Raw genomic sequence first — 25,164 nt, forward strand, 5'->3', positions numbered from 1 at the left:
AGATCGCACTCCGGCGGACGGCACTCGTGGCGCTGCGTCACCGAGTGCGATCTCGACGAACCGGGCGCGACACGACCGGGGACGCGACGGGGCCCGGCACGCAGTGCGTGCCGGGCCCCGTCAGTGCGGGAGGGTCACTCCCACTCGATCGTCCCCGGCGGCTTGCTCGTGACGTCGAGCACGACCCGGTTCACGTCGGGCACCTCGTTCGTGATGCGGTTCGAGATCTTCGCGAGGGTGTCGTACGGCAGACGGGTCCAGTCGGCGGTCATCGCGTCCTCCGAGGAGACCGGACGCAGCACGATCGGGTGGCCGTAGGTGCGGCCGTCACCCTGGACGCCCACGGAACGGACGTCGGCGAGCAGGACGACCGGGCACTGCCAGATCTCGTCGTCGAGGCCGGCCGCGGTGAGTTCCTCGCGGGCGATCTTGTCGGCGGCACGGAGCAGCTCGAGGCGGTCCTTCGTGACCTCGCCGACGATGCGGATGCCGAGGCCGGGTCCGGGGAAGGGCTGGCGGCCGACGATGACCTCGGGCAGGCCGAGCTCGCGACCGACCGCGCGGACCTCGTCCTTGAACAGCGTGCGGAGCGGCTCGACGAGTTCGAACGTCATGTCGTCCGGCAGCCCGCCGACGTTGTGGTGCGACTTGATGTTCGCCGTGCCGGAGCCGCCGCCGGACTCGACCACGTCGGGGTAGAGCGTGCCCTGCACGAGGAACTTCACCTCGCCCGCGTCGGATCCCTCGGCGGACTCGGCACGTGCCTCGAGCACGAGGGCCTCGGCCGCGCTCTCGAACGTGCGGATGAACTCACGGCCGATGATCTTGCGCTTCTGCTCCGGGTCGCTGACGCCGGCGAGGGCGTCGAGGAACTGCTGCTCCGCGTCGATCGTGACGAGCCTGACACCGGTGGAGGCGACGTAGTCCTCCTCCACCTGCTTGCGCTCGTCGGCGCGGAGGAGCCCGTGGTCGACGAAGACGCACGTGAGCTGGTCACCGACGGCCTTGTGCACCAGGGCCGCCGCGACGGCGGAGTCGACGCCGCCGGAGAGCCCGGCGATGACGCGGGCCGAGCCGACCTGCGCGCGGATCCGGGCGACCTGCTCGTCGATGACGTTCGCGGAGTTCCAGTCACCGGGGAGGCCCGCGGCACGGTGCAGGAAGTTCTCGAGCACGGCCTGGCCGTACGCGGAGTGCTTGACCTCGGGGTGCCACTGCACGCCGTAGAGCTTGCGCTCGTCGGAGGCGAACGCGGCGACCGGGGTCGAGGCGCTCGACGCGAGGACCTCGAAGCCCTCCGGCGCCTTCGCCACGGAGTCGCCGTGGGACATCCAGGTGACCTGCGACTCCGGCTGCGCGCCGAGCAGCACGCTGTCCGTCCCCGTCACGGTGACGTCGGTCGCGCCGTACTCTCGGGCGCCGGTCTGTGCGACCTCGCCGCCGAGCGCGGTCGCCATGGCCTGGAAGCCGTAGCAGATGCCGAGCACGGGGACACCGAGGTCCAGGATGTCGCCGTCGAGCGACGGGGCCCCCGCTTCGTACACCGACGACGGACCACCGGACAGCACGATGGCTGCGGGGTCCTTCGCACGGACCTCGTCCGCGGTGATCGAGTGCGGGACGATCTCGCTGTAGACGTTCGCTTCACGGACCCGACGCGCGATGAGCTGCGCGTATTGGGCTCCGAAGTCGACGACGAGGACGGGACGCTGTTCGGTCTCGCTCACCGAGCGCTCTCTTTCTCCCGCGCCTGCTGCGCGGTCAGCTCGTGGTAGGTGGTCATGGCGGCCTTCTGCATGCGGTGCTCGACCACGAAGGACATGAACGGGATGATCCCGCCGAGGGCGATCAGCAGGAAGCGCGACGGCTTCCAGCGCATGATGCTCCAGAGGCGGAAGTCCATGAAGAGGTAGACGACGTACAACCAGCCGTGCGCGATCAGGATCGCGATGGAGAGGTTGAACGTGCCGGGCGCTTCACCGGCCGTGCCGTTCGGCACGAAGAACGGGCCGTTGCCGAGCTGCATCTCGAGCTGCAACGGGGTGTACTTGATGATCACCTCGATCACCAGGGCGAGCAGCAGCACGCCGGTGATGTACGCGGAGATGCGGTAGAGCCGCACCGCCCCCGGGATCTTCGGGATGTCGCGGGTCCGGACGGTCAGAGCCATATCGGCCATCCTACCGTCGGTCGACGAGGGCCCCGTCGACGCTGAGCGCGGCCTCACGACGGTCCTCTTCCTCGCGCTCGAAGGTGTCCTTCACGAAGCGCCACCAGAGGAACACGGCGAACCCGGCGAAGACGACCCACTCGATCGCGTAGAACAGGTTGAGCCAGTCGAACTGGACCTCGCGCGTGGGGGCACGGTCGGCGATGGTGCCGAGGTCGGCGGCCTTCGCGGTGGTGCCGTCGGCGACCACGTACCCGAGGTACATCCGGTCGTCGAAGGTCTTCCAGGTGTTCACGAACCGGGCCGGCGCGACGGCGGAGTACTCGCCCTTGTCGTAGGTGTCCTGGTCGGGCGACTCGGCCGGGTAGTACCGCCCCTCGACGGTCACCTCGCCGCCGTCCGCCACACGGTCACCACCGGCGACGGCGGCGCTCCGCTGGTCGGACCACCCGATCACGACCGGGAGGCTCGCCCCGCTCCCCGAGTCGACCAGGTGCCCGACGGTCTGGTACGTCCCACCCCCGCTGCGACCGGTGAGCACGGTCGTGTCACCCGCGACGAACCGGCCGGTGACGGTGACCTTCTGGCCCGCCATCTTCTCGGTCGCGGGCTGCATCGGCCCGGTCACCGAGTCGAGCGTCTTCCGGGTCTCGGTGGTCGCGGGCAGCGGCTTGCCGTTGGCGATGCTGCGCTCGAGCTGCCACTTGCCCAGTCCCGCGAACACCGCCGCGAGCACGAGCGCCAGCAGCAGCAGCGCGATCCACTTCGGTCGTCGGGCTACGGCCCACATTCGTATCAGTACTCCGGATCGCGCTGTCGGACCGGGCGTTCGGGGCGCTCGGCGGGGAGCGGCTCGGACGCCGCCTCCAAGGGCTCATTCTCCCGCTCTTCCCTGCCAGCCGCCTCCACCAGCGCGAACTCCTCCGCGAACTGCCGGTCGCGCTCGGCCCGACGGGCCGCTGCATCGGCCGCGTCGGACTCGGCTTCGGCCTCGGCGGCCTCGGCCGCGGCGGCCGCGGCGACGGCTCGGCGGCCACCGAGGCGCGAGCGCAGCCGTACGAGGCGGGCGGGCCGCACCACGAGGCGGCCGATCCGGTCCGAGTTCACAGCGAGGAGGGGTCCCAGGATGGCCATGACGAGGACGTAGAGGCCCGCGAACGCGGTGATCCGCGCCTCCAGGCCGGCGGCGGCCGAGAGCGTCGCGAGGATCAGCGCGAACTCGCCACGGTTCACCAGGATGACGGCGGTGTTGATGCCCTGCTGGACGTTGAAGCCGTTCATGCGGGCGACGAGCTGCCCGGCGACCGCGTTCAGCACGACGGTCATGCCGATCGCACCGAGGACCGGCCAGAGGACCTCGCCGAAGGTGGACAGGTCGAGCCCGAGGCCGAAGTTCACGAAGAAGAACGCCGCGAAAACGTCGCGCATCGGCAGGGCGAGCTGTTCGATGCGGTCGCGGTAGCGCGTGGCACCGCAGAGCAGGCCGATCACGAAGGCGCCGATCGCGTCGGTCACACCGAGCAGGTCGCCGATGCCGCCGAACATCACTGCGAGGCCGAAGAACAGCACGGTGAACAGCTCGTCGTCACGGGTCGCGAAGATCTTCGACACCCACTTGCCCGCGAACCGGGCGAGGGTGAACATCACGATGAGGAAGCCGAACGCCAGTGCGAGCTTGCCGACCACCGCCCAGACGTTCGTGTCGCCGGAGAGCACCACGGAGACGATCGCGAGGTAGATCGCGATGAAGACGTCCTCGATGACCGTGACGCCGAGGATCATCGGCGTCTCGTCGTTGGCCAGCCGCCGGAGCTCGATGAGCAGCTTCGTGACGATCGCGCTCGACGACGTCGCGGTCATGCCCGCGATGATCAGGGCCTCGCGCGTGCCCCAGCCGAGCGAGAAGCCGAAGGCGAACCCGACGCCCATGTTGATGGCGACGTACGTGCCGCCGGAGACGAGGAGCTTGCCGGCGTTGCCGTAGAACTCCTCCTGGTCGAACTCCAACCCGAGGTTGAAGAGCAGCAGGATGAGACCGAACGTCGCGATGAGCTCGATCGTGTGCGACTCGACCGAGATCCCGGTCCACGGGGTGTGCGGGCTCGCGATGAGCCCGACGATCATGTAGATCGGGATCGCGGGCAGGCCGATGGTCTTGCCGAGGCGTCCGAGGACGTAGGCGATGAGGAACAGGGCGCCGATGGTGAGCAGCTCACCACCCAGGTGCACGGGTTAGCTCCTCGGCGGGGCCTCGGCCGCAGCGGCCGCAAGCTCTCCGCTGCGGTAGAACGAGAACGCCTTCGCCACCTTCTCCGGGGACCCGGCGACGACGATGGTGTCGCCCGGGAACACGACGAAGTCCGGCGACGGGGCCGGGTTGGCGCTGTCGCCACGGACCACCGCGACGACGGTCAGACCGATGAAGCCCGAGTCGTGCAGGTCACCGAGGGGCTTGCCGGCGATGGCGTCGTCGTAGTCCACCGAGAACCAGTCGATCGACAGGCCGGGGATCTCGTCGAGCTTGTCGAGGCCCTCGGTGATCCGGGTGCCGCCGAGCAGTTCGGCGAGGGTGTGCGCTTCGTCCTCACTGAGGCGCAGCGACACCTTCTCGGACTTGTCCGCGCCGTCCGACACGTCGGCGAAGGAGATGAGGTCGGAGTGGCCCGACCGGTGCGTGATGACACCACACTTGCCACCGTCGTCGGTGTAGAAGCTGTGCAGCACGCCGACTCCGGGGAGTTTGACGCGATGGACGTCGACCATGATGGCTCCCTTTTCGAGTACCCCGATGATAACCACCGAGCGGGGCCGGGCATTCCGCGGATCAGGCCGTCCGCACCACCGCGGCCCGGGCGGCGTCGAGCAGTGTCCGATCCGCGACCAGTTCGACGGCGGCGGCGATCTCGGGCGCCAACCAGCGGTCGTCGCCGGGTCCCGCCACCCGCTCCCGCAGTGCGGCGCGCACCGCACCGGTCACGGCCGCCGATCCCGTGCCGCGCATGTCGGTCGCCCGCGCCGCGGTGAGGATCTCGATCGCGACCACCCGTGTCAGGCCGTCGACCGCGCGCCGGAGCTTCCGGGCGGCACTCCAACCCATCGACACGTGGTCCTCCTGCATGGCGGACGTCGGGATCGAGTCGACCGACGCGGGCACGGCCAGGCGCTTCAGCTCGGAGACGATGCCCGCCTGGGTGTACTGCGCGATCATGTGCCCCGAGTCGACACCGGGGTCGTTCGCCAGGAAGGGCGGCAGACCACCGCTCCGGGAGGCGTCGAGGAACCGGTCGGTCCGCCGCTCGGACATGCTCGCCACGTCGGCCACCGCGATCGCCAGGAAGTCGAGCACGTAGCCGACCGGAGCGCCGTGGAAGTTGCCGTTCGACTCGACCCGGCCGTCGAGCGTGACGACGGGGTTGTCCACCGCCGAGGCCAGCTCCCGTGACGCCACGAGGGCCGCGTGGTCGAGGGTGTCCCGTGCGGCGCCGTGCACCTGCGGGGCGCACCGCAGCGAGTACGCGTCCTGCACGCGGGTGAACCCCGTGGAGCGGTGCGCCGCGATGACCGGGGAGCCGGCGAGGGCGGCGCGGACGTTGGCGGCCGAGACCGCCTGGCCCGGGTGCGGGCGGAGGGCCTGCAGGTCCTCGGCGAACACGGTGTCGGTCCCGGCGAGCCCCTCGACGCTCATGGCCGCGGCGAGGTCGGCGGTGTCGATGAGCGCACGGAGGTCGTCGAGCGCGAGCAGCAGCATCCCGAGCATGCCGTCGGTGCCGTTGATGAGCGCCAGGCCCTCCTTCTCGCGGAGCGCCAACGGTTCGATGCCCGCTGCGGCGAGCGCCTCGGCCGCGGGACGGGCGACCCCGTCGACCCGGACCTCACCCTCGCCCATCGCGGCGAGGGCGCAGTGTGCGAGCGGTGCGAGGTCCCCGGAGCAGCCGAGGCTGCCGTACTCGCCGATGACCGGGGTGATCCCCGCGTTGAGGAGCTCGGCGTAGGTGCGGGCGACCTCGGGCCGGACGCCCGTGCGCCCGGTTGCGAGGGTGGACAGGCGGAGCAGCATCAGCGCACGGACGACCTCGTCCTCGACCGCCGGCCCGCTGGACGCCGCGTGGCTCCGGACGAGCGAGGCCTGCAGCTGCGCGCGACGGTCGAACGGGATCTGCTTCGTGGCCAGGGCGCCGAAGCCCGTCGAGACGCCGTAGTGCGGGACGGTGTCGTCGGCGAGCGCCTCGATCACCGCGCGGCTCTCGGCCATCGCGGCGAGGGCGGCCGGGGCGAGTTCGACGCGGGCGCCGTGCCGGGCGACGGCGACGACGTCGGTGGGAGCGAGTGCGCCGACGTCGACCGTGACGACGGGTGCGGTGGTGGTGGTCATGCTGCTCCTGCGCTCGGCGCGGACGGCATCGTCGCAACGGTACCGACTGGACGGTACAGATCATGGCAGGGGTGCGGATCGTTCCGCTAGGGTCCGCGCATGGGGAGAACACGCTTCGTCGTCGCCGGCATCGGGGTCCTGGCGGTCATCGCCTACGCAGCACTGCTCGCGGTGCAGGAACTCGTGCTCGATCCGCTCGCAGCCGTGCCGGGGACACCGCTCGGCACGATCTACGCCGAGCTCGACCGGAAGGGGTTCGACGTCGGCGGGGACGTGGTCGGCGTCGTCGTCATCGCGGCGATCGGCGTGGCACTGGCGATCGTGATCGCGGTGGTGACGCTGTGGAAGCGCGTCGAGGTGCACTTCGTCGCCGCGTGGTTCCTCGGCGTCCTGGCCGCCGGAGCGGTCCCCGCCTTCGCCGCGGGGTTCCAGCTCGTCATGGACGTCGCCGACGGGTACGGCGTCGGCGGGGAGGACCACACCATCTGGGCCGGCGTGCTGTACGTCACCAGCGTGATCGCGCTCGTCGCGATCCCGGTCGTCATCGTGGTGGGTGAGCGACACCGTGCGCGCCTGGCCACGTCGGGGACGCTGGTCGCCTGACGGAGGCGGGTCGCGCCTCCAGGCTGACGTCGGCCGGGAGGCGCGACCCGCGTTCCCGACGCGGGTCGCGTCGGGCTGTGGCTGGGTCTACTCGGGTTCCGTCGTCTTCTCGCCGACCACCGCTTCGTCGGACGCCTTCGCGCCCTCCGCGCCGCTCGACCGCCCCCCGCCGACGACCACGTCGTCCTCGTCGAAGCCGAACGCGATGTCCGGCGCCTCGAGGCGCACCCGGTCCGCCGACTCGTCGTCGGGCTGCAGCTGCGACTCGCGCTCGGCAGCGACGCGCTTCAGGTAGTTCGACACCTCGTTCTCGGTGGTCTCCTGGTCCCAGCCGAGCACGTCCGCCATGAGCTTCGCGGCGACCGGGGCCGCGGACTCGCCGCGGTCCCAGGCCTCGATCGAGATGCGGGTGCGGCGAGCCAGGACGTCCTCCAGGTGCAGGGCACCCTCGTGCGACGCCGCGTAGACCACCTCGGCGCCGATGTAGTCGTCGGCACCGGGCAGGGGCTCCGCGAGCGACGGGTCCTGCTTGACGAGCCGCAGCACCTCGCTCGACAGCGTGCCGTACCGGTTCAGCAGGTGCTCGATCCGGACCTTGTGCACCCCGAAGCTGCGGGCGGTCCGGCCACGACGGTTCCACGCGGCCGGGTACCCCTCGGCGCCGAGCAGCGGGATGTCCTCGGTCGTCGAGCCCGGGATCTTGCCGTCCATCGCGGCCACCGCCTCGTCGATGGCGTCCTTGCCCATCACCCGGTAGGTCGTCCACTTGCCACCGGCGACCACCACGAGCCCCGGAACGGTGTGCGCGACGACGTGCTCACGGCTGAGCTTCGACGTCTGGTCGGACTCCCCGGCGAGCAGCGGCCGGAGTCCGGCGTAGACGCCCTCGACGTCCTCGCGGGTGAGCGGCACCGCGAGCACCTTGTTGACGTGCTCGAGGATGTAGTCGATGTCCGCCGCGGTCGCCGCCGGGTGCGCCTTGTCGAGGTACCAGTCGGTGTCCGTCGTGCCGACCAACCAGTGCCGCCCCCACGGGATGACGAACAGCACGCTCTTCTCGGTGCGGAGGATCATGCCCGTGTTCGACTGGAAGCGGTCCCGCGGGATCACCAGGTGGACGCCCTTCGACGCCCGCACCTTGAACTGCCCGCGGGTACCGATCATCGCCTGGGTGTCGTCCGTCCAGACGCCCGTCGCGTTGACGACCTGCTTCGCGCGGATCTCGAACTTCTCGCCGGTCTGGATGTCGTGCGCCTCGGCCCCGACGACCCGCTCCCCCACCTTGATGAAGCCCTCGATGCGGATGCGGCTGGCGGCGTGCGCGCCGTAGGACGCGGCCGTGCGGACGAGCGAGGCGACGTAGCGGGCGTCGTCGACCTGGGCGTCGTAGTAGGTCATGCCGCCGACGAAGGCGTCCTTGCGCAGGCCCGGCATGTTCTTCAGGACCTGCCGACGGCTGAGGTGCCGGTGGTGGGGGACGCCGGGCGGCCGACCACCGGACCAGCTGAACACGTCGTACATCGCCATGCCGATGCCGATGTAGAAGCGCTCCCACACCCGGTGGTTGAGCGGGTAGAGGAAGCGGACCGGCTTCACCAGGTGCGGGGCGATCCGCTGCAGCAGGAGGCCGCGTTCGATCAGTGCCTCGCGGACGAGCGCGAAGTTGAGCTGCTCGAGGTACCGGATGCCGCCGTGCACCAGCTTCGAGGACCGGCTCGACGTGCCCGATCCCCAGTCGCGGGCCTCCACGATGCCGACGCTCAGGCCGCGGGTCACGGCGTCGAGCGCACTGCCGGCACCGACGATGCCGCCGCCGACGACCAGGACGTCGAGCTCCCGGGTCTTCAGGGTCTCGATCGCGGCCGCGCGTTCGTCGGGGCCGAGCTTCGCCGACGGGTCGAACCCGACCCCCGGGACAGCGTTCTCGGCCCGGGCGGGCCGGGTCGCGCTGGACGTGCTCGTGCTGGTCTTCGCCATCGTCGCCTCCGTGTCGCGGTCGACGCCGAGGCGTCACCCGCGCTGGAGTGCGGGTGCCACCGTCACTGCTGGTGGTACGGCGCCACGACCACTTCTACTCGCTGGAACTCCTTGACGTCGGAGTATCCGGTCGTCGCCATCGACCGACGCAGCGCGCCGACGATGTTCGCGCGGCCGTCCCAGGTCGGCGTGGGGCCGTTCAGGACGTTCTCGAGCGGGGCGATGGTGCCCACCTCGACGCGGCGGCCACGGGGCAGCTCCGGGTGGTGCGCCTCTGCACCCCAGTGGAAGCCACCACCGGGCGCCTCGGTCGCGCGGGCCAGCGCGGTGCCGAGCATCACGGCGTCGGCGCCCATCGCGATGGCCTTGACGACGTCGCCCGCGGTGTCGAGCCCGCCGTCGGCGATGACGTGCACGTAGCGACCGCCGGACTCGTCCATGTAGTCGCGACGGGCACCGGCGATGTCTGCGACGGCCGTGGCCATCGGGGCGTGGATGCCGAGTGCGGCCCGCGTGGTCGACGCAGCGCCGCCGCCGAAGCCGACGAGCACGCCCGCGGCACCGGTGCGCATGAGGTGCAGCGCGGCCGTGTACGTGGAGGCACCGCCGACGATCACCGGGACGTCGAGCTCGTAGATGAACTTCTTGAGGTTGAGGGGCTCGGTGTTCTGCGAGACGTGCTCGGCGGAGACCGTGGTGCCGCGGATCACGAACAGGTCGACGCCGGCGTCCACGACCGTCTGCGAGAACTCCTGCGTGCGCTGCGGGCTGAGCGACCCGGCGACCGGGACGCCCGCCGCACGGATCTCGGCGAGACGCGCGGTGATCAGCTCGGCCTTGACCGGCTCGGAGTAGATCTCCTGCATGCGCTTCGTGACGTTGCCGTCGGTGAGCGTCTTGATCTCGTCGAAGTAGGGCGTCGGGTCCTCGTAGCGGGTCCAGAGCCCCTCGAGGTCGAGCACACCGAGCATGCCGAGCTTGCCCATCTGGATGACCGTCGCGGGCGAGGCGACGGAGTCCATCGGGGCGGAGAGGATCGGCGACTCGAACGTGAACGCGTCGATCGACCACTGCACACTGACGTCCCGCGGGTCACGCGTCCGTCGCGAGGGGACCACCGCGATGTCGTCGAATGCGTACGCCCGACGTCCGCGCTTGCCTGCACCGATCTCGACTTCACTCACCCGGCAAGCCTAGCGGTCGTGTCCCCCGGGTGACACGGGCGGGCGCCGGGCTCGCACCGTGCGAGGTCCCGCGGGCTCGCACCGTGCGAGGTGTCTGCAGTGTGCGAGCGTCCGACCACGGTGCGGGGGCTCGGGCGTCCCACGGAGCGCGGAACCTCGCACACTGCGCTCGCGCTGGGCGACCCTCGCACGGTGCGCGCCACGGTCGGCGCGGCCGTGCGGACGCCGGGCTCAGCGCGGCGGTCAGCGCGGCGGACGGGGACGGGCCCGGCGCTTCCGGAGCGTCCGGAGCACGAGGCCGAGCAGGAGCGCCAGCACCACCAGCACCCCGAGGAGCGCCGCCGCGACCTTCACGAGCAGCGCTGCCCCGACGAAGAGCGCGGCGAAGACCAGCCAGACGAGGGCGTCCAGCACGAGGGGTCCGGAGGTGCGCACGTCCGGAACGATACCGACCCGGCGGTGGCGAGCCGCGCCTCCAGGCCGGTCCGACGCGCGACAGCGCGGTCCCGACCCGACGACGACACGGTCCCGACGCGCGACAGCGCGGTCCCGACCCGACGACAGCACGGTGCCGCGACGACGCGGTCCCCACGGGTGAGGAGCGGGGCCGTGCGGCGCTGAGCGTCCACGCACGACCCCGCTCGGTTGCGGATGCCGCCCCCACAGCGACACCCGCGGCCGACGCCGACCGCTCAGCGGCCTGCGTCGACGTCCTTGGCGAGCGTTCCCAGGTACAGCTCGATGACCTTCGGGTCGTCGGCGAGCTCCTTCCCGGTGCCCGAGTACGCGTTCCGCCCCTGGTCGAGCACGTACCCACGATCGCAGATCTGCAGACAGCGTCGCGCGTTCTGCTCCACCATGACGATCGACACACCGGCCTTGTTGATCCGACGCGTGCGGATGAACGTCTCGTCCTGCCGCACCGGCGACAACCCCGCGGAGGGCTCGTCGAGCAGCAGCACCTTCGGGTCCATCATCAGCGCCCGGGCCATCGCGACGGACTGCCGCTCACCACCCGACAGCGAACCGGCACGCTGACCGCGCCGCTGCCCGAGGACCGGGAAGAGGTCGTAGATGACCTCGAGCCGCTCCGCGAACTTCCGGGGCCGCAGGTACAGCCCCATCTGCAGGTTCTCCTCGATGGACAGCGAGGGGAAGACGTTGTTCGTCTGCGGGACGAAGCCGACGCCGGCCTGCACGAGCTTGTTCGCCTTGAGGTTCGTGATGTCCTCGCCCTGCAGCGTGACCGAACCCTCGCGGATCGACACCAGGCCGAACAGCGCCTTGAGGAGCGTCGACTTGCCGGCGCCGTTCGGGCCGATGATGCCGATGAGCTCGCCCGGGTAGCAGTCGAGGTCGCAGCCGTTCAGGATGTTCACCCCCGGCAGGTAGCCGGCGACGAGGTTCTTCGCGCTGAGCACCGGCTCGCGTTCCAGCGTGGCCGCCGGGGACGGACTGGAGGCGCTGCTCGCGGTCACGGGGTCCGTTGCGTCGGTCATCGGGTCGCCTCCTGCTCGTCTTCTTCCGCTACTTCCTCGGCCAGCTCCTCGTAGGTCTCCTCGTTGAGGAGCGAGTCGTCGCCCAGGTCGGTGTCGTGGTGGGCGCCGAGGTACGCGTCGATGACGGCCTTGTCGTCCATCACGGTGTCGGCCGGCCCCTCGGCGACGACCTTGCCCTCGGCCATCACGACCACCCAGTCCGAGATGTGCCGGACCATGTGCATGTCGTGCTCGACGAACAGCACGGTCATGCCGTCGTCGCGGAGGGACTGGATGTGCCCGAGGAGCGACTGCGTCAGCGCGGGGTTCACGCCGGCCATCGGCTCGTCGAGCATGATCATCGTCGGGTCGGACATGAGCGCGCGGGCCATCTCGAGGAGCTTCCGCTGCCCGCCGCTCAGCGAGCCCGCGTAGTCGTCCGCCTTGGTGTCGAGCTTGAACCGGGCGAGGAGCTCCTCGGCCTTCGCCGTGATCGCGCGCTCCCGCGGCCGCCAGACCGCGGGGACCAGGGCGGCGAAGAAGTTCTCGCCCGGCTGGTCCCGCGCCCCGAGGAGCATGTTCTGCATCACCGTGAGCCGGCTCAGCGCCTTCGTGAGCTGGAATGTGCGCACCATGCCGCGGTTGGCGATGTGCGTCGCGCTCGTCTTCTGCAGGGTCGCGCCGTCGAAGCGGGTGACGGCACCGGGGCTCGGCTTGTCGAACCCGGTGAGCAGGTTGAAGAACGTCGTCTTGCCGGCGCCGTTCGGACCGATGAGGGCGGTGATCGACCCGCGCTGGACCTCGAGGTGGTCGACGTCCACCGCGGTCATGCCGCCGAAGCGCCGGGTGACCGTGTCGACGGTGAGGATGGGGTCGGTCTTGCTGTGGGCGTACGACTCAGACACTGAACGTCAGCTCCTTCTTGTTGCCGAGGAGGCCCTGTGGCCGGAACACGATCAACAGCATGAGCGCGACGCCGACGAGCACGTAGGAGAACTGCTCCGCCTGCTGCGCGTTCATGATCGAGTCGGGGATGAAGTCGCCCGCCAGGGTGCGGATGAAGAGCCGGACCACGAAGAACAGCACGGCGCCGAGCACCGGACCGAACACCGTCGCAGCACCGCCGAGGATGAGCGCGGTCCAGATGAAGAACGTCATCGAGCGGCCCATCGCGTCCGGCTGCACCGAACTCGGCAGGACGTAGATGATGCCGGCCAGGGCCCCGAGCGCGCCGCCGAAGACGAGCGCCTGCATCTTGTACGAGTAGACGTTCTTGCCGAGGGAGCGGACGGCGTCCTCGTCCTCGCGGATCGCCTTCACGACGCGGCCCCAGGGGCTGCGCATGAGCAGGAAGAGCACCAGGGTGAACAGGGCGACGAGTGCCCACGCTGCGATGCGGATCCACCAGCCGTTGACGCCGTTGTTCGAGTACGTGAACCACAGGATCGTCGTGGTGCCGTCGGGCAGCGGGCTGAGGGCGTTGAACGGGTCGCGGTAGCTCGACCCGGTGATGCCGTTCGAGCCACCGGTCGTCGTGGTGAGCAGGCTCGAGCGTCCCACCATCCGGATGATCTCGGCGCCGGAGATCGTCACGATCGCCAGGTAGTCACCGCGGAGCCGGAGGGTCGGGATGCCGAGGATGATCGCGAAGACGATCGCGACGAGCAGGGCGACCAGGACCGCCATCACGAACGGCAGGCCGTTCGTGATCGAGATCGCGAAGCCGTACGCGCCGAGCAGCAGGAACGCGGCCTGGCCCATGTTCACCAGGCCGGTGAGCCCGAAGTGCACGTTGAGGCCGATCGCGGCGAGCGCGAACGCCGCCGTCGTGGGCGCGAGCGCCTCCTGTGTGAGCGAGGACAGCAGGTTGAGGAAGTAGTCCATGGCGGCGCTCCTTAGCCGATCCGCTCGGCACGGCCGAAGATGCCCTGCGGCCGGAACAGCAGGATGAGGATGAGGATGACGAGGGCGGTGGCGTACTTGAAGTCACCGGGGAGCACCAGGTTCGTGAGCTCCACGACGATGCCGATGATCATCGAGCCGACGAGCGCGCCGTACGCGGTGCCGAGGCCACCGAGCGTGACCGAGGCGAACATGAGCAGGAGGAGCTGGAGCCCGGTCTGCCAGTTCACGCCGTTCAGCACGAGCCCGAGCATCACGCCGGACAGGCCCGCGAGCCCGGCGGCGAGCGTCCACACGAACCGGATCACCCGGTCGACGTCGATGCCGGAGGCGCTGGCCAGTGCCGGGTTGTCGGACACCGCGCGGGTCGCACGGCCGAACCGGGTCTTCGCCAGGAAGAGGCCGGTCGCGACGAGCACGACGAGCGCGATCGCCATCGCCACGTAGGACTGCACCGTCAGCGTGACGCCGGCGAACCGGACCGTCTCCGGGTTGCCCTGCTGGATCCGGACGGTCGAGGCGCCGAAGAAGTACTGGAACGCGTACTGGGCGGCGATGGACAGACCGATCGTCACGATCATCAGCTGCGTGAGACTGATCCGCCTGCGCCGGAGGGGCCGCCAGATCGCGGCGTCCTGCAGGTACCCGGTCGCCGCGCACAACAGCGTCACGACGATGCCGGTGAGCCAGATGTTCCACCCGAGCTGGTTCGCGAACAGGTACGCCAGGAGCCCGCCGAGGGTGACCTGCTCACCGTGCGAGAAGCTCGACAGCCCCGTGGTGCCGTAGATCAGCGACAGGCCGACCGACGCCAGGGCGATGAGGAGCCCGAGCCGGATGCCGGACGCGAACTGCTGCCAGGCCCGCTGCGGTGTGACGCTCGTGGCGTCGTCGTTCGTGACCACGCCCTGCTGGTCGGAGAGCTGGAAGATCTGCCCGACGTTCGCGTTCAGGCTGGCGGTGACGGTGCGCTTCGCGTCCGCCGCGTTCGTCAGGTACTGCCCCTTCGGCAGCGTGCCCTGGTCGACCGTGACGGAGTAGCTGCCCGCCTCGGTGACCCGCACCGACCAGCGCCCGGTGTCGGCGGTGGTCGCGGTCTGGGCGAAGCCGCCCGGGCCGGAGACGTCGACGGCCACCCCGGAGACGGGCTCCCGGTCGGAGTCGGTGATGGTGCCCTGGATGCAGCCGTTGGTCGGGCTGACCGTGCAGGGCTGGTTGCTGGCCGGGGCCGAGCTGCTGGTGGCGGACGGACTGCTCGTGCTCGTCGCCGCCTCCGCCGAGGGCGACACTGCCCAGTCGACCGCGAAGGTGGCGAGGAAAGCGAGGAAGAGTACTGCGGCGAGGACCAGGCGGCTGCGGCCTGGTGCCCCACGGCGGAGTCCGCGCCGCAGCGCTGACCCCGGCGGAGTGATGGAACCCACGGATGAGCCTCTCGTTCGGATAGTCGAGGACCATAGGGATTTTTTGTGTCCCCCGTGTTTCCATCACGTTCCCTGGAGAAATCGTGCCGCAACCGTGATCCTCCACAGGAAGCGCCGAGCCCTGGTCCGGGCAGGAATGGCGGAGCGGGCACGCGCGTTACCATGGTCTATCCGGAACCCGCCGCCGCGTTCCCGGTGTTCGCGCAACCACTTCACCTCGCCCACGAAGGGGACCCATGGACCAGCCGGATCCGTTCGGATTCATCGGACTCACGTACGACGACGTCATGCTCCTGCCGGGGCACACCGACGTCATCCCGAGCGAGGCGTCCACCACGTCCCGGCTCACCAAGCGGATCTCCGTCAACGTGCCGCTGCTCTCCGCGGCGATGGACACCGTGACCGAGGCCCGGATGGCGATCGCCATGGCCCGTCAGGGCGGTATCGGCATCCTGCACCGCAACATGTCGATCGCCGAGCAGGCCGCCTACGTCGACAAGGTCAAGCGCTCCGAGTCGGGCATGATCACGAACCCCGTGACGACGCGGCCCGACGCCACCGTCGCCGAGGTGGACGCCCTCTGCGGGCAGTTCCGCGTCTCCGGCCTGCCGGTGGTCGAGCAGGACGGCACGCTCGTCGGCATCATCACGAACCGGGACATGCGCTTCGTCGCCCCGTTCGAGCTGGGCACGACGCTCGTCCGTGACGTCATGACGAAGGCGCCGCTGATCACCGCGAACGAGGGCATCGACCCCGAGGAAGCGGTGGCGATCTTCGCGCAGCACAAGATCGAGAAGCTGCCGCTGGTGGACGCCGACGGCAAGCTCCGCGGGCTCATCACGGTGAAGGACTTCGACAAGAGCGAGAAGTACCCGGACGCCACGAAGGACGACGAGGGCCGCCTGCGCGTGGGCGCGGCGATCGGGTTCTTCGGTGACGCCTGGCAGCGCGCCGAGGCCCTGCTCGAGGCGGGCGTCGACGTGCTCGTGGTCGACACCGCGAACGGTGAGAGCGAAGGCGTGCTCGACATGGTCCGCCGCCTGAAGGCCGACCCGCGCTTCGCGGGCGTCGACGTCATCGGCGGGAACGTCGCGACGCGTCAGGGTGCCCAGGCGCTCATCGACGCCGGTGTCGACGCGGTCAAGGTCGGCGTCGGCCCGGGCTCGATCTGCACCACCCGCGTGGTCGCCGGAGTCGGCGTCCCGCAGGTCACCGCCGTGTACGAGGCATCCCTCGCGGCGCGCGAGGCCGGCGTGCCCGTGATCGCCGACGGCGGGCTGCAGTACTCGGGCGACATCGCCAAGGCGCTGGTCGCCGGCGCGGACACCGTGATGCTCGGCTCGCTGCTCGCCGGCACCGACGAGTCCCCGGGCGAGCTGGTGTTCGTCGGCGGCAAGCAGTACAAGGCCTACCGCGGGATGGGCTCCCTCGGCGCCCTGCAGACCCGCGGCGAGAAGACCTCGTACTCGAAGGACCGCTACTTCCAGGCCGACGTCCCCTCGGACGAGAAGCTCATCCCCGAGGGCATCGAGGGTCAGGTGCCCTACCGCGGCTCCGTCGCGAACGCCGTCTACCAGCTCGTCGGCGGCCTGCGCCAGTCGATGTTCTACGTCGGTGGCCGTACCGTGCCGGAGCTCAAGGCACGCGGCAAGTTCGTCCGGATCACGGCCGCCGGGCTGAAGGAGTCGCACCCGCACGACATCAAGATGGTCGTCGAGGCGCCGAACTACCGCGGCTGACCAGTCCCCCATCGAACGCCCCGCTCCGATCCGGAGCGGGGCGTTTGTGCGTCTGCACAGATTCATCACGGGTCTGTAACGAAACACCCAGGGGTGGATGATCGACACACGGGCGAAACACATCCGCTCTAGCTTTCTCGACATCCCACGTGGAGGACGCCGCACTCGACCCGATGCGCCGGGGCCTTCCGCGAAGAGAAAGGGCACCACGGATGATCAGAACCACCCGTGCCACCACGGCACTGGCAGTGGCCGGAGCGGCGGCGCTCCTGCTCGCCGCCTGTTCCACCAGCGGCAGCGCTTCCCCGTCCTCCTCCGCGTCCAGCGGCGCGAAGAAGGACCCCGCCGCGAGCTGCAAGGCCCCTGACACTCCCGGCACCGACGCGCTGAAGATCGGCACCATCCTGCCGCTCACCGGCTCGCTGGCGTACCTCAACCCGCCCGCCGAGTCCGGTGTCGGCCTCGCGGTGCAGGACATCAACGCCGCCGGTGGCGTGCTCGACAAGGACGTCACGATCGACCCCGCCACCGACTCCGGTGACAGCAACGACATGACCGTGTCGAGCTCCGCCGCCACGAAGCTCGTGAACGCGAAGGTCCCGGTCGCGATCGGCGCCGAGTCGTCCAGCGTCACGCTGAACGTCATCGACCAGCTGACGAGCAACTGCATCGTGGAGATCTCGCCCGCGAACACCGCGGCGGACCTGTCGGGCTACTCGTCGTACTACTACCGGACCGCTCCGCCGGACTCGGTGCAGGGTTCGGCGCTCGGCCAGCTCGTCACGGGCGACGGCAACGCCAAGGTCGCGTTCCTGGTCTTCAACGACACCTACGGCACCGGCCTCCGCAACACCGTGCAGAAGGCCGTCGAGGACTCCGGCGGATCCGTGGTCTACGGCGGCAAGGGCAAGGGCCAGGAGTTCCCGCCCGGGCAGACGACGTTCTCCTCCGAGGTCACCGCGGCACTCGCCACGAAGCCCGACGCCATCGTCGTCCTGGCGTTCGACGAGACGAAGTCGATCATCCCGGAGCTGAAGTCGCAGGACGCCGACATGTCGAAGATCTACATGTCCGACGGCAACACCGCGGACTACTCGAAGGACTTTGACAAGGGCACCCTGACCGGCGCGCAGGGCACCATCCCCGGTGCCTCGCCCAAGGACGAGTTCAAGGCGCAGCTCGCCGCCTTCTACAAGAAGTCGTCCGGCAAGGACCTGGCCGACTACTCGTACGCGGCGGAGTCGTACGACGCCACCGTCCTCGCGGCCCTCGCCGCGGTGAAGGGCAAGGGCACGGACTCGGGCACCATCCAGGCCAACATGGCCGCGGTGTCCGGGGCCGACGGCGGCACCGAGTGCTCGACGTTCAAGGACTGCGTCGCCCTGCTCGACAAGGGTGAGGACATCCACTACACGGGTCCGTCGGGCATCGGTCCGTTCGACGACAACAACGACCCGTCGAGCGCCTACATCGGCATCTACAAGTTCGACGGCGACAACAAGCCCGTCTACCAGAGCGCCATCCAGGGCTCGGTCAAGAAGTAGGCAGTACCCATCCCACACTGGGCCCGAGTCTCGGCTGCACGACGCCGAGGCTCGGGCCCAGCGACGTTCCGCGGGCCCGCGGGCGCGAGAGCGGTCGCCCACGCCGAGGCTCGGCCCGGCGGACACCACGCGGGCGCGGTCGCAGGCACCTGCCTGGAGGCGCGGCCCGGCCCCGTCAGACCGGCTCGGCCGCAGCAGCACCCGGCGCCCGGCGCCGCGATGCCCGAGCAGCCGCGAACGAGTCGACCGTCAGGATGACCAGGGCCAGCCAGACGATCCCGAAGCCGAACCACCGGGCACCCGACATCGGCTCGTGCTGCACGACCACCCCGACGAGCAGCTGCATGATCGGCGCGAGGTACTGCGTCAACCCCAACGTCGACAGGCTCACCCGACGCGCGGACGACGCGAACAGCAGCAGCGGCACCGCCGTCGCCGGCCCGGTCAGCACCGTCACGAGGACGTGCACCCAACCCTCGCTCGTGAACGTCACACCGCCGCCGAACCCGGTGACCCCGAGCACCACGAGGGCGACGACGGCGATCGGCAGCAGCCACACCGTCTCGATCGTCAGACCGGACAGCGCGTCCACCGTCCCGCCGACCCGCTTCTTCACCAGGCCGTACAGGCCGAAGGAGAACGCCAGCGCGAGGGAGATCCACGGCATCTGCCCGTACCCGACCGCGATGACGACGACCGCCACGACGCTGATCCCGACGGCGGTCCACTGCAGCGGACGGAGCCGTTCGCGGAGCACCACCACACCGAGCGCGATCGTCACGAGCGGGTTGATGAAGTACCCGAGGGCCGCCTCGACGGTGTGCCCCGAGGTCGTCGCCGCGACGTACACGGTCCAGTTCACCAGGATGAGCACCGCCGCGAGCCCCATCACGAGCATCACCCGGCGCTGCGCCATCAGGGAACGCGTCCGGAGCCACGACCGGGTGACGGCGATGGCGACCGCGCAGAACACCAGCCCGAAGACGACCCGCCAGGCGACGATCTCGAACGCGCCGGCGGGGGCCATCGCCGCGAAGAGCAGCGGCATGAGGCCCCAGAGCCCGTACGCGACGATCGCCTGCACGACACCCACGGATGCCTCGCTGCGGACGGGACGCGCGGGGGACGGTTCACTCACGGAACCATCCTAGGAACGGGCACCGACGAGCCGGGGACGGACCGCGCCTCCCGGCCGACGGGACGACCACGTGCCGGACGCACGACGCACGACCCAGGACGCACGAACGCCCCGCCGGCCGGAGCCGAACGGGGCGTTCGCAGCAGAGAACGAGGTCTCAGTGCTCGATCACCGCGAGGACGTCGCGGGCCGAGAGGACGAGGAGGTCCTCGCCCGAGTACTTGACCTCGGTGCCGCCGTACTTCGAGTAGATGACCTTGTCGCCCACGGCGACGTCCAGCGGGACGCGGTTGCCGTTGTCGTCGATACGACCCGGACCCACGGCGACGACCTCGCCCTCCTGGGGCTTCTCCTTCGCGGTGTCCGGGATGACCAGACCGGAAGCGGTGGTCTGCTCCGCCTCGACCTGGCGGATGACGATGCGATCCTCGAGCGGCTTGATGCTGACGGCCACGGTGACCTCTTCTTTCTCGGTACAGACTCGGTACAGATGGGAACCGGGTTGGCACTACGCACAGGAGAGTGCCAACTGCCCCAACTCTAGGGCGTCGTTGGCACTCGGTCAATCCGAGTGCCAACGTCCGGTCGGCCGCTCGGCGACCTGGCAGGATCGTCGGGTGGAAGCCGCCGATCTCGCCCAGTTGCTGACCCCCGAGGGGATGGCCCTGCTCGACCGTACCCCCGCCGTGTCCGACGGTGGTGAGATCGTCCGGGTCGTCTCCCGGCTGCGGTCCGAAGGGCACGACCCCGGGCTCGTGGCGGCGGTCCTGACCCAGGCGAAGCTGCGGCAGAAGGCCCGTGGCAAGTTCGGCGACTTCGCGTCCCGCATGCTCTTCACCGAGGCCGGCCTCGAGCAGGCCACGCGACTGCAGGTCGCCGCCCAGCACGCCGGACGGTTCGCCGCCGCGGGGATCACCCGGGTCGCCGACCTCGGGTGCGGCATCGGCGGGGACGCGATGGCGATGGCCGCCCTCGACCTCGAGGTCACCGCCGTCGACCGCGACGAGGTGACCGCGGCCGTCGCCACGCACAACCTGTCCCTGTGGGGCTCCGCGCGCGTGGAGCTCGGTGACGCCGCCGACTTCGACCTGTCCCGCGTCGACGGCGTGTGGATGGACCCGGCCCGCCGGACCGCCGGGCACTCGGACACCCGCCGCCTGGCCGACCCGGACGACTGGTCCCCGTCGCTCGACACCGTGTTCGCGAGCGCCACGACGACGCCGACCGGGGTGAAGCTCGGCCCGGGCGTCGACCGCGAGCTCATCCCGGACACCGCCGAGGCGCAGTGGACGTCCGTCGACCGCGAGGTCGTCGAGCTCGCCCTCTGGTTCGGCCCACTGGCCCGTCCGGGCGTCCGGCGCGCGGCCACCGTGATCGGTGCGCACGGCATCGCCGAGCTGACCGCCCCGGCGGACACCGAGGACGAGGGCACCGGACCGCTCGGCGCGTACCTCTACGAGCCGGACGGGGCCGTCATCCGCGCCCGGCTCATCGGTGACCTCGCCCGGTCCCTCGACGGCCACATGCTGTCCGACGGCATCGCGTACGTCACCGCCGACCGAGCCGTGACGACGCCGTTCGCGCAGGGCTTCCGGGTGCTCGACACGATGCCGCTCGACGTGAAGCAGCTCGCCGCACGCCTGGCGGCGGACGACATCGGCACCGTGGAGATCAAGAAGCGCGGGGTCGACGTCGACCCCGCGCAGTTCCGGAAGCGGTTGCGGCTGCGCGGCAACGGTCGCGTCACGCTCGTGCTCACCCGCCTGGAGGGACGGCACACCGCGATCCTGTGCGAGCGGCTCGCGGACGTGGCCGGGTAGGGCGCGGGGCGCTCCCCCGGGTCGCGGTGCGGTGCGCTCCCCGTGTCGCGGTGCGGATCGGATCCGCACGACGGAAGTGGCCTCGAACCGCGGGATCCCGCGGTTCGAGGCCACTTCGGTTGTGCGAACGGCCGGCCCGACGCGGCGGCCGGATCAGCCGATGAAGGCGCCGGAGTCGTAGCCGTAGTTGTCGGAGTACGAGCTCCCGATGCCGGCGAACACGGCGATGCCGATGATCCAGAGGATCCAGACGCCTGTCATCACCCAGCCGGCGATGATGCCGGTGAGCGCCAGCCCGCGGCCGCCCTCACCGGACTGCTTGATCTTGCCGAGGGCGACGTGCCCGAGGATCGCACCGGCCGGGCCCAGCAGGATCGCCATGAACCAGAGCGGGATCGCGCCGAGACCGAACACGATGGACAGGATCGCCAGGGTGTTCGTCTTCGGGCGCTGCGCGTAGGGCTGGTACCCCGCCGCGGCGTAGGGGCCCGGAGCCGCGTAGGGGTTCTGCTGGCCCTGACTGGGGGCCGCGTAGGGGTTGTACGGGTTCTGCTGGCCCTGGCCCTGGCCCTGGCCCGGCGCCGCGTACGGGTTCTGCTGACCCTGGCCCGGCGCGGCGTACGGGTTCTGCTGGCTCGGTGCCGCGTACGGGTTCTGCGGTGCGCCGTGGCCCGGCTGCCCGCCCTGCTGTCCCGGCGCGGCGTACGGGTTCTGCTGGCTCGGTGCCGCGTACGGGTTCTGCTGGCCCTGGCCGGACTGTCCCCACGGGTCGTTCGACGCGGCGGGAGCCTCGGGAGCAGAGGCGCCGTACTGCTGCGGCTGACCGGCATCCGGCTGCGCCGCACTCGACGGTGCGTGCTGGTCGGCAGGCGTGCCGCCCGGCGTCGACTCGCCCGGCGTCTCGCCCGGCTTCGGCCACTGGTTCTGATCGGACACCGTCCACCCCTCTCGGCACCACGGTCGTCGGTGCCCTGTGAATCCTCCCACACGCCGGGGATCACGGGCCGGACACGCCGCCGACGTCAGACCTGGACGGTCGTCACCGGCAGCGTCGAGTCCGCCGCGATCCCGAGGTCGCTCGGCGCGTGCCCCTCGGCGACGAGTCGGGCGCCGACCGCCGCGATCATCGCCCCGTTGTCCGTGCACAGTTCGAACGGCGGGATGCGCAGCGCCACACCGGCCGCCGCGCAGCGCTCCGTCGCGACCTGTCGCAGCCGGGCGTTCGCCACGACGCCGCCGCCGAGCAGCAGCCGGTCCACACCGGTGTCACGGCAGGCCGCCAACGCCTTCGTCAGCAGCACGTCGACGACGGCCTCACGGAAGCTCGCGGCGACGTCGGCCACCGGGACCTCGCGCCCCTCGTCACGGCAGCGCTCCACCCACCGGGCCACCGCGGTCTTCAGCCCGGAGAACGAGAAGTCGTAGCGGTGTGCGGCCATGTCCTTCGGCAGGGTGAGGCCGCGCGGGAACCGGATCGCGGTCGGGTCGCCCTCGGCCGCCGCCCGGTCGATCTGCGGGCCACCCGGGTACGGCAAGCCGAGCAGCCGGGCGACCTTGTCGAACGCCTCGCCCGCGGCATCGTCGATGGTCTCGCCGAGGAGCTCGACGTCGCCGACGAGGTCGCGCACGAGCAGCAGGGACGTGTGCCCGCCGGACACCAGCAGCGCCACCGTGGGCAGGTCGATCTCGCTGCCGTCCGCGCGCAGGACGTCCGCACCGACGTGTCCAACGAGGTGGTTCACCCCGTACAGCGGCTTCCCGGTGGCCACGGCGAGCGCCTTCGCCGCACCGACCCCCACCATCAGCGCACCCGCGAGTCCCGGTCCGGCGGTCACCGCGACGGCGTCGAGCTCGTCGAGGGTGACCCCGGCGCGGTCGAGCGCCTCGTGCAGCGTCGGGGTCATCGCCTCGAGGTGGGCCCGCGCCGCGACCTCGGGCACGACGCCGCCGTAGCGCGCGTGCTCCTCCATGCTCGACGCGATGACGTTCGCGAGCAGGGTGGTACCCCGGACGATGCCGACGCCGGTCTCGTCGCAGCTCGTCTCGATGCCGAGCACCAGGGGTTCAGCGGCGGTCATCGAGGGTCTCCTGTCCGATCGGTCCCGGGCCACCGGGTGCAGGCGCCAGCTCGGCCCGCATCACCCACGCGTCGACCCCGTCCGGCTGGTAGTACCGCGGCCGCACCGCGATCCGTTCGAACCCGAACGCGGTGTACATCGCCTGGGCGACGGGGTTGTCGGCGCGGACCTCCAGGAAGACCTCCTGCACGTGGCGACGCCGTGCCTCGTCGAGCAGCTCGGTGAGGAGCACCCGGCCGATGCCCCTCCCACGCTGGTCCGCCGCGACCGCGATGGTCTGCACGTCCGCGACGGGGTTGCCCGCCAGCGACGAGAGCCCAGCGTACCCGACGATCGTCGGCGCACCGCCCTCGGTGGTCTCCACCACGACGTAGTACCCGTGCGGGGAGTACAGCTCGCCGGACATCTGCGACGCCGACCAGGCGTCCGTCGGGAACGACGCGTGCTCGAGCCACATCACGTCGTTGAGGTCCTGCGGGTGGGCGCGCCGCAGGCGCAGCCCGTCGGGCAGGGTCACTGCTTCACCCGCTTCGGCGCACCCGGCATCGTGACGTCCGGGTCGCGGAGGTAGAGAGGGGTGTCCTGGGCGAAGGGCCCGCCGGAGGCGAGCCGGTCCGCGGCGAGCGCGCCGAGCCTCCAGGCCGGGACGGACAGGGCCGTCACCCGGTCCCAGCCCACGGCGTCGGGACGGGAGGCGCGGATCGCGTCGTCGAGGTCCGCCGGCTTGGCGAGACCGGGACCGGCGACGCGCGTGCCGGTCTCGTCGTACGCGCTCCAGTAGACCTCGCGCCGTCGCGCGTCCGTCAGGACGACGAACGGGCCGGGCTGCGCCTGGTCGGCGGCGACGGCGTCGTGGCTGACGAGCGGGAGGAACGGGACCGCCCGGGCCGCGGCGAAGGTGCGGGCGGCGGCGATGCCGACGCGGAGGCCGGTGAACGGGCCGGGGCCCATGCCCGCCACGACAGCGGTGACCTCGGCGGGGGTGATGCCGGCCTCGGTCAGGACCTCGGCGAGGAACGGGCCCACGACCTCGGCGTGCCGGCGGGAGTCCTCGGTGCCGCGCGTCGAGCGGGCCTCGCCGGTGGCGGGGTCGACCACGGCGACGGACGTTCCGGCGGAGGTGTCGATCGCGAGCAGCACCCGTCCATCGTAGGCGCGACCGGGGCGGCGACGTTCCCGCCGTGGTGGGGGTCGACGGCTCGGCCACAATGTGACATGTTAACGAACGACCGCCGAACCGCTCAGCGGTCAGATGGGAGTGGATGATGGGAACGATCGGCAAGCACGCCCGGCGGCTCGCTGCCGGCTGCGCCGCTGTCGCCGTCGGCGGGACGATGTTCCTCGGTGCGGTCCCTGCGCACGCGCAGGGCGACGCGGAGGGCATCGGCGCCGTCGGCGGATGGTCTGAGGGCACCGGGACTACTGACGGTGCGACGCGGGGGATGACCCGGGCGACGGTGAACCACCGCGGCGCGGCAGAGCAGAAGACGATCAGTGGGACGACGCACAAGCGCTCGCACGGCTGGACCACCTGGGCCGGCGTGCAGCACTACACCCGTGCGCGGCTCGAGCACGGGAGCAGCGTCCTCGCCGACTCCGGGCGGAAGTGGGGCAAGTCCGGCACCGAAGCCGTGACGGTGTGGAAGCCGTACCGGCCGAACCAGCCCGGGAGCGGCGTCGGGACCGCCAAGACCTACTACGGCCGATGACACGTCGCAGCGGGTGTGTGCTCCGAGCT

General features: G+C 70.8%; 24 protein-coding genes. 5 read left to right on the forward strand and 19 right to left on the reverse strand.

All coding sequences use genetic code 11. The features are described from left to right. Positions 1–134: 134 nt before the first annotated feature. From guaA to hutH, 6 genes are all read right to left on the reverse strand, one after another. Positions 135–1,727: a glutamine-hydrolyzing GMP synthase gene (guaA, locus tag ACRQ4B_RS01200; protein ID WP_439692907.1), complete on the reverse strand. Its 1,593-nt coding sequence runs from the start codon at positions 1,725–1,727 to the stop codon at positions 135–137. Continuing rightward, a complete protein-coding gene (locus ACRQ4B_RS01205; protein ID WP_439692908.1) occupies positions 1,724–2,170 on the reverse strand; it encodes a DUF3817 domain-containing protein in 447 nt (148 codons plus the stop codon). The genes guaA and ACRQ4B_RS01205 overlap by 4 nt, the downstream gene beginning before the upstream one ends. 10 nt (positions 2,171–2,180) lie before the next feature. Continuing rightward, on the reverse strand, positions 2,181–2,960 hold the full coding sequence (locus tag ACRQ4B_RS01210; protein WP_439692909.1) for an SURF1 family cytochrome oxidase biogenesis protein: 780 nt from the start codon (positions 2,958–2,960) through the stop codon (positions 2,181–2,183). A 5-nt stretch (positions 2,961–2,965) separates the two neighbouring features. Further along, positions 2,966–4,399 (reverse strand): cation:proton antiporter, encoded by a 1,434-nt coding sequence (locus tag ACRQ4B_RS01215; protein ID WP_439692910.1) that lies wholly within the window; start codon positions 4,397–4,399, stop codon positions 2,966–2,968. Positions 4,400–4,402: 3 nt separating this feature from the next. Continuing rightward, positions 4,403–4,933 carry a cation:proton antiporter regulatory subunit gene (locus tag ACRQ4B_RS01220; protein ID WP_097181220.1) on the reverse strand — a complete coding sequence of 177 codons (531 nt, stop codon included), beginning with the start codon at positions 4,931–4,933 and terminating at the stop codon, positions 4,403–4,405. Between the two features lie 61 nt (positions 4,934–4,994). Beyond that, positions 4,995–6,542, reverse strand: coding sequence for a histidine ammonia-lyase (gene hutH / locus ACRQ4B_RS01225; RefSeq protein WP_439692911.1), 1,548 nt, complete (start codon positions 6,540–6,542; stop codon positions 4,995–4,997). Between the two features lie 99 nt (positions 6,543–6,641). Between hutH and ACRQ4B_RS01230 the strand changes: the two genes are divergently transcribed. Further along, entirely contained in the window at positions 6,642–7,145 is a 504-nt protein-coding gene (locus tag ACRQ4B_RS01230) for a hypothetical protein (RefSeq protein WP_439692912.1), read from the forward strand. A gap of 87 nt (positions 7,146–7,232) precedes the next feature. Here ACRQ4B_RS01230 and ACRQ4B_RS01235 read toward each other — a convergent pair whose 3' ends face one another. The 7 genes from ACRQ4B_RS01235 to ACRQ4B_RS01265 form a co-directional block, all read right to left on the reverse strand. Further along, positions 7,233–9,122, reverse strand: a complete 1,890-nt coding sequence (locus tag ACRQ4B_RS01235; protein WP_439692913.1) for a glycerol-3-phosphate dehydrogenase/oxidase — start codon at positions 9,120–9,122, stop codon at positions 7,233–7,235. Positions 9,123–9,184: 62 nt separating this feature from the next. Then, positions 9,185–10,306: a GuaB3 family IMP dehydrogenase-related protein gene (locus ACRQ4B_RS01240; RefSeq protein ID WP_439692914.1), complete on the reverse strand. Its 1,122-nt coding sequence runs from the start codon at positions 10,304–10,306 to the stop codon at positions 9,185–9,187. A gap of 243 nt (positions 10,307–10,549) precedes the next feature. Next, positions 10,550–10,741 (reverse strand): hypothetical protein, encoded by a 192-nt coding sequence (locus tag ACRQ4B_RS01245; protein ID WP_439692915.1) that lies wholly within the window; start codon positions 10,739–10,741, stop codon positions 10,550–10,552. Between the two features lie 257 nt (positions 10,742–10,998). Beyond that, positions 10,999–11,805, reverse strand: a complete 807-nt coding sequence (locus ACRQ4B_RS01250) for an ABC transporter ATP-binding protein (RefSeq protein ID WP_439692916.1) — start codon at positions 11,803–11,805, stop codon at positions 10,999–11,001. Further along, the gene (locus ACRQ4B_RS01255; RefSeq protein WP_439692917.1) at positions 11,802–12,689 is read right to left on the reverse strand and encodes an ABC transporter ATP-binding protein; all 888 of its coding nucleotides are present in this window, start codon (positions 12,687–12,689) and stop codon (positions 11,802–11,804) included. Before ACRQ4B_RS01255 ends, ACRQ4B_RS01250 begins: the two co-directional genes overlap by 4 nt. Next, entirely contained in the window at positions 12,682–13,668 is a 987-nt protein-coding gene (locus ACRQ4B_RS01260; RefSeq protein WP_439692918.1) for a branched-chain amino acid ABC transporter permease, read from the reverse strand. Before ACRQ4B_RS01260 ends, ACRQ4B_RS01255 begins: the two co-directional genes overlap by 8 nt. An 11-nt stretch (positions 13,669–13,679) precedes the next feature. Continuing rightward, positions 13,680–15,098, reverse strand: coding sequence for a branched-chain amino acid ABC transporter permease (locus tag ACRQ4B_RS01265; RefSeq protein WP_439694339.1), 1,419 nt, complete (start codon positions 15,096–15,098; stop codon positions 13,680–13,682). Positions 15,099–15,343: 245 nt separating this feature from the next. On the opposite strand from ACRQ4B_RS01265, the gene guaB reads away from it, so the two are divergent. Together guaB and ACRQ4B_RS01275 are read left to right on the forward strand one after the other, a co-directional pair. Further along, the gene (guaB, locus tag ACRQ4B_RS01270) at positions 15,344–16,846 is read left to right on the forward strand and encodes an IMP dehydrogenase (RefSeq protein WP_439692919.1); all 1,503 of its coding nucleotides are present in this window, start codon (positions 15,344–15,346) and stop codon (positions 16,844–16,846) included. A gap of 212 nt (positions 16,847–17,058) precedes the next feature. Then, positions 17,059–18,390 (forward strand): ABC transporter substrate-binding protein, encoded by a 1,332-nt coding sequence (locus tag ACRQ4B_RS01275; RefSeq protein ID WP_439692920.1) that lies wholly within the window; start codon positions 17,059–17,061, stop codon positions 18,388–18,390. 175 nt (positions 18,391–18,565) lie between these two features. Here the strand turns inward: ACRQ4B_RS01275 and rarD are convergent, their stop codons facing one another. Beyond that, a complete protein-coding gene (rarD, locus tag ACRQ4B_RS01280) occupies positions 18,566–19,528 on the reverse strand; it encodes an EamA family transporter RarD (RefSeq protein WP_439692921.1) in 963 nt (320 codons plus the stop codon). A gap of 157 nt (positions 19,529–19,685) precedes the next feature. Continuing rightward, positions 19,686–19,982, reverse strand: coding sequence for a co-chaperone GroES (groES, locus tag ACRQ4B_RS01285; protein WP_071292506.1), 297 nt, complete (start codon positions 19,980–19,982; stop codon positions 19,686–19,688). Between the two features lie 163 nt (positions 19,983–20,145). Here groES and ACRQ4B_RS01290 point away from each other — a divergent pair, with 163 nt between their 5' ends. Then, the gene (locus ACRQ4B_RS01290; protein WP_439692922.1) at positions 20,146–21,348 is read left to right on the forward strand and encodes a class I SAM-dependent methyltransferase; all 1,203 of its coding nucleotides are present in this window, start codon (positions 20,146–20,148) and stop codon (positions 21,346–21,348) included. A gap of 153 nt (positions 21,349–21,501) precedes the next feature. On the opposite strand, the gene ACRQ4B_RS01295 is transcribed toward ACRQ4B_RS01290, so the two are convergent. The 4 genes from ACRQ4B_RS01295 to tsaB form a co-directional block, all read right to left on the reverse strand. Further along, positions 21,502–22,284 carry a DUF4190 domain-containing protein gene (locus tag ACRQ4B_RS01295; RefSeq protein ID WP_439692923.1) on the reverse strand — a complete coding sequence of 261 codons (783 nt, stop codon included), beginning with the start codon at positions 22,282–22,284 and terminating at the stop codon, positions 21,502–21,504. An 86-nt stretch (positions 22,285–22,370) separates the two neighbouring features. Beyond that, positions 22,371–23,426 (reverse strand): tRNA (adenosine(37)-N6)-threonylcarbamoyltransferase complex transferase subunit TsaD, encoded by a 1,056-nt coding sequence (gene tsaD, locus ACRQ4B_RS01300; RefSeq protein ID WP_439692924.1) that lies wholly within the window; start codon positions 23,424–23,426, stop codon positions 22,371–22,373. Beyond that, on the reverse strand, positions 23,413–23,943 hold the full coding sequence (gene rimI, locus ACRQ4B_RS01305) for a ribosomal protein S18-alanine N-acetyltransferase (RefSeq protein ID WP_439692925.1): 531 nt from the start codon (positions 23,941–23,943) through the stop codon (positions 23,413–23,415). The genes tsaD and rimI overlap by 14 nt, the downstream gene beginning before the upstream one ends. Then, complete coding sequence (gene tsaB / locus ACRQ4B_RS01310) at positions 23,940–24,566, reverse strand: tRNA (adenosine(37)-N6)-threonylcarbamoyltransferase complex dimerization subunit type 1 TsaB (protein ID WP_439692926.1); 627 nt, start codon at positions 24,564–24,566, stop codon at positions 23,940–23,942. Before tsaB ends, rimI begins: the two co-directional genes overlap by 4 nt. Positions 24,567–24,688: 122 nt before the next feature. Between tsaB and ACRQ4B_RS01315 the strand changes: the two genes are divergently transcribed. Beyond that, positions 24,689–25,135: a hypothetical protein gene (locus ACRQ4B_RS01315; RefSeq protein ID WP_439692927.1), complete on the forward strand. Its 447-nt coding sequence runs from the start codon at positions 24,689–24,691 to the stop codon at positions 25,133–25,135. Positions 25,136–25,164: the final 29 nt, after the last annotated feature.

This window comes from Curtobacterium sp. SP.BCo (assembly GCF_051903265.1).
Classification (GTDB): Bacteria; Actinomycetota; Actinomycetes; order Actinomycetales; family Microbacteriaceae; genus Curtobacterium.

Excerpts from the sequence above, each read along its gene's own strand:
- ACRQ4B_RS01205 (WP_439692908.1), bottom strand. The coding sequence starts at position 2,170 with ATGGCTCTGACCGTCCGGACCCGCGACATCCCGAAGATCCCGGGGGCG.
- ACRQ4B_RS01210 (WP_439692909.1), bottom strand. The coding sequence starts at position 2,960 with ATGTGGGCCGTAGCCCGACGACCGAAGTGGATCGCGCTGCTGCTGCTG.
- ACRQ4B_RS01220 (WP_097181220.1), bottom strand. The coding sequence starts at position 4,933 with ATGGTCGACGTCCATCGCGTCAAACTCCCCGGAGTCGGCGTGCTGCAC.
- hutH (WP_439692911.1), bottom strand. The coding sequence starts at position 6,542 with ATGACCACCACCACCGCACCCGTCGTCACGGTCGACGTCGGCGCACTC.
- ACRQ4B_RS01230 (WP_439692912.1), top strand. The coding sequence starts at position 6,642 with ATGGGGAGAACACGCTTCGTCGTCGCCGGCATCGGGGTCCTGGCGGTC.
- ACRQ4B_RS01235 (WP_439692913.1), bottom strand. The coding sequence starts at position 9,122 with ATGGCGAAGACCAGCACGAGCACGTCCAGCGCGACCCGGCCCGCCCGG.
- ACRQ4B_RS01250 (WP_439692916.1), bottom strand. The coding sequence starts at position 11,805 with ATGACCGACGCAACGGACCCCGTGACCGCGAGCAGCGCCTCCAGTCCG.
- ACRQ4B_RS01260 (WP_439692918.1), bottom strand. The coding sequence starts at position 13,668 with ATGGACTACTTCCTCAACCTGCTGTCCTCGCTCACACAGGAGGCGCTC.
- guaB (WP_439692919.1), top strand. The coding sequence starts at position 15,344 with ATGGACCAGCCGGATCCGTTCGGATTCATCGGACTCACGTACGACGAC.
- ACRQ4B_RS01275 (WP_439692920.1), top strand. The coding sequence starts at position 17,059 with ATGATCAGAACCACCCGTGCCACCACGGCACTGGCAGTGGCCGGAGCG.
- tsaD (WP_439692924.1), bottom strand. The coding sequence starts at position 23,426 with ATGACCGCCGCTGAACCCCTGGTGCTCGGCATCGAGACGAGCTGCGAC.
- ACRQ4B_RS01315 (WP_439692927.1), top strand. The coding sequence starts at position 24,689 with ATGATGGGAACGATCGGCAAGCACGCCCGGCGGCTCGCTGCCGGCTGC.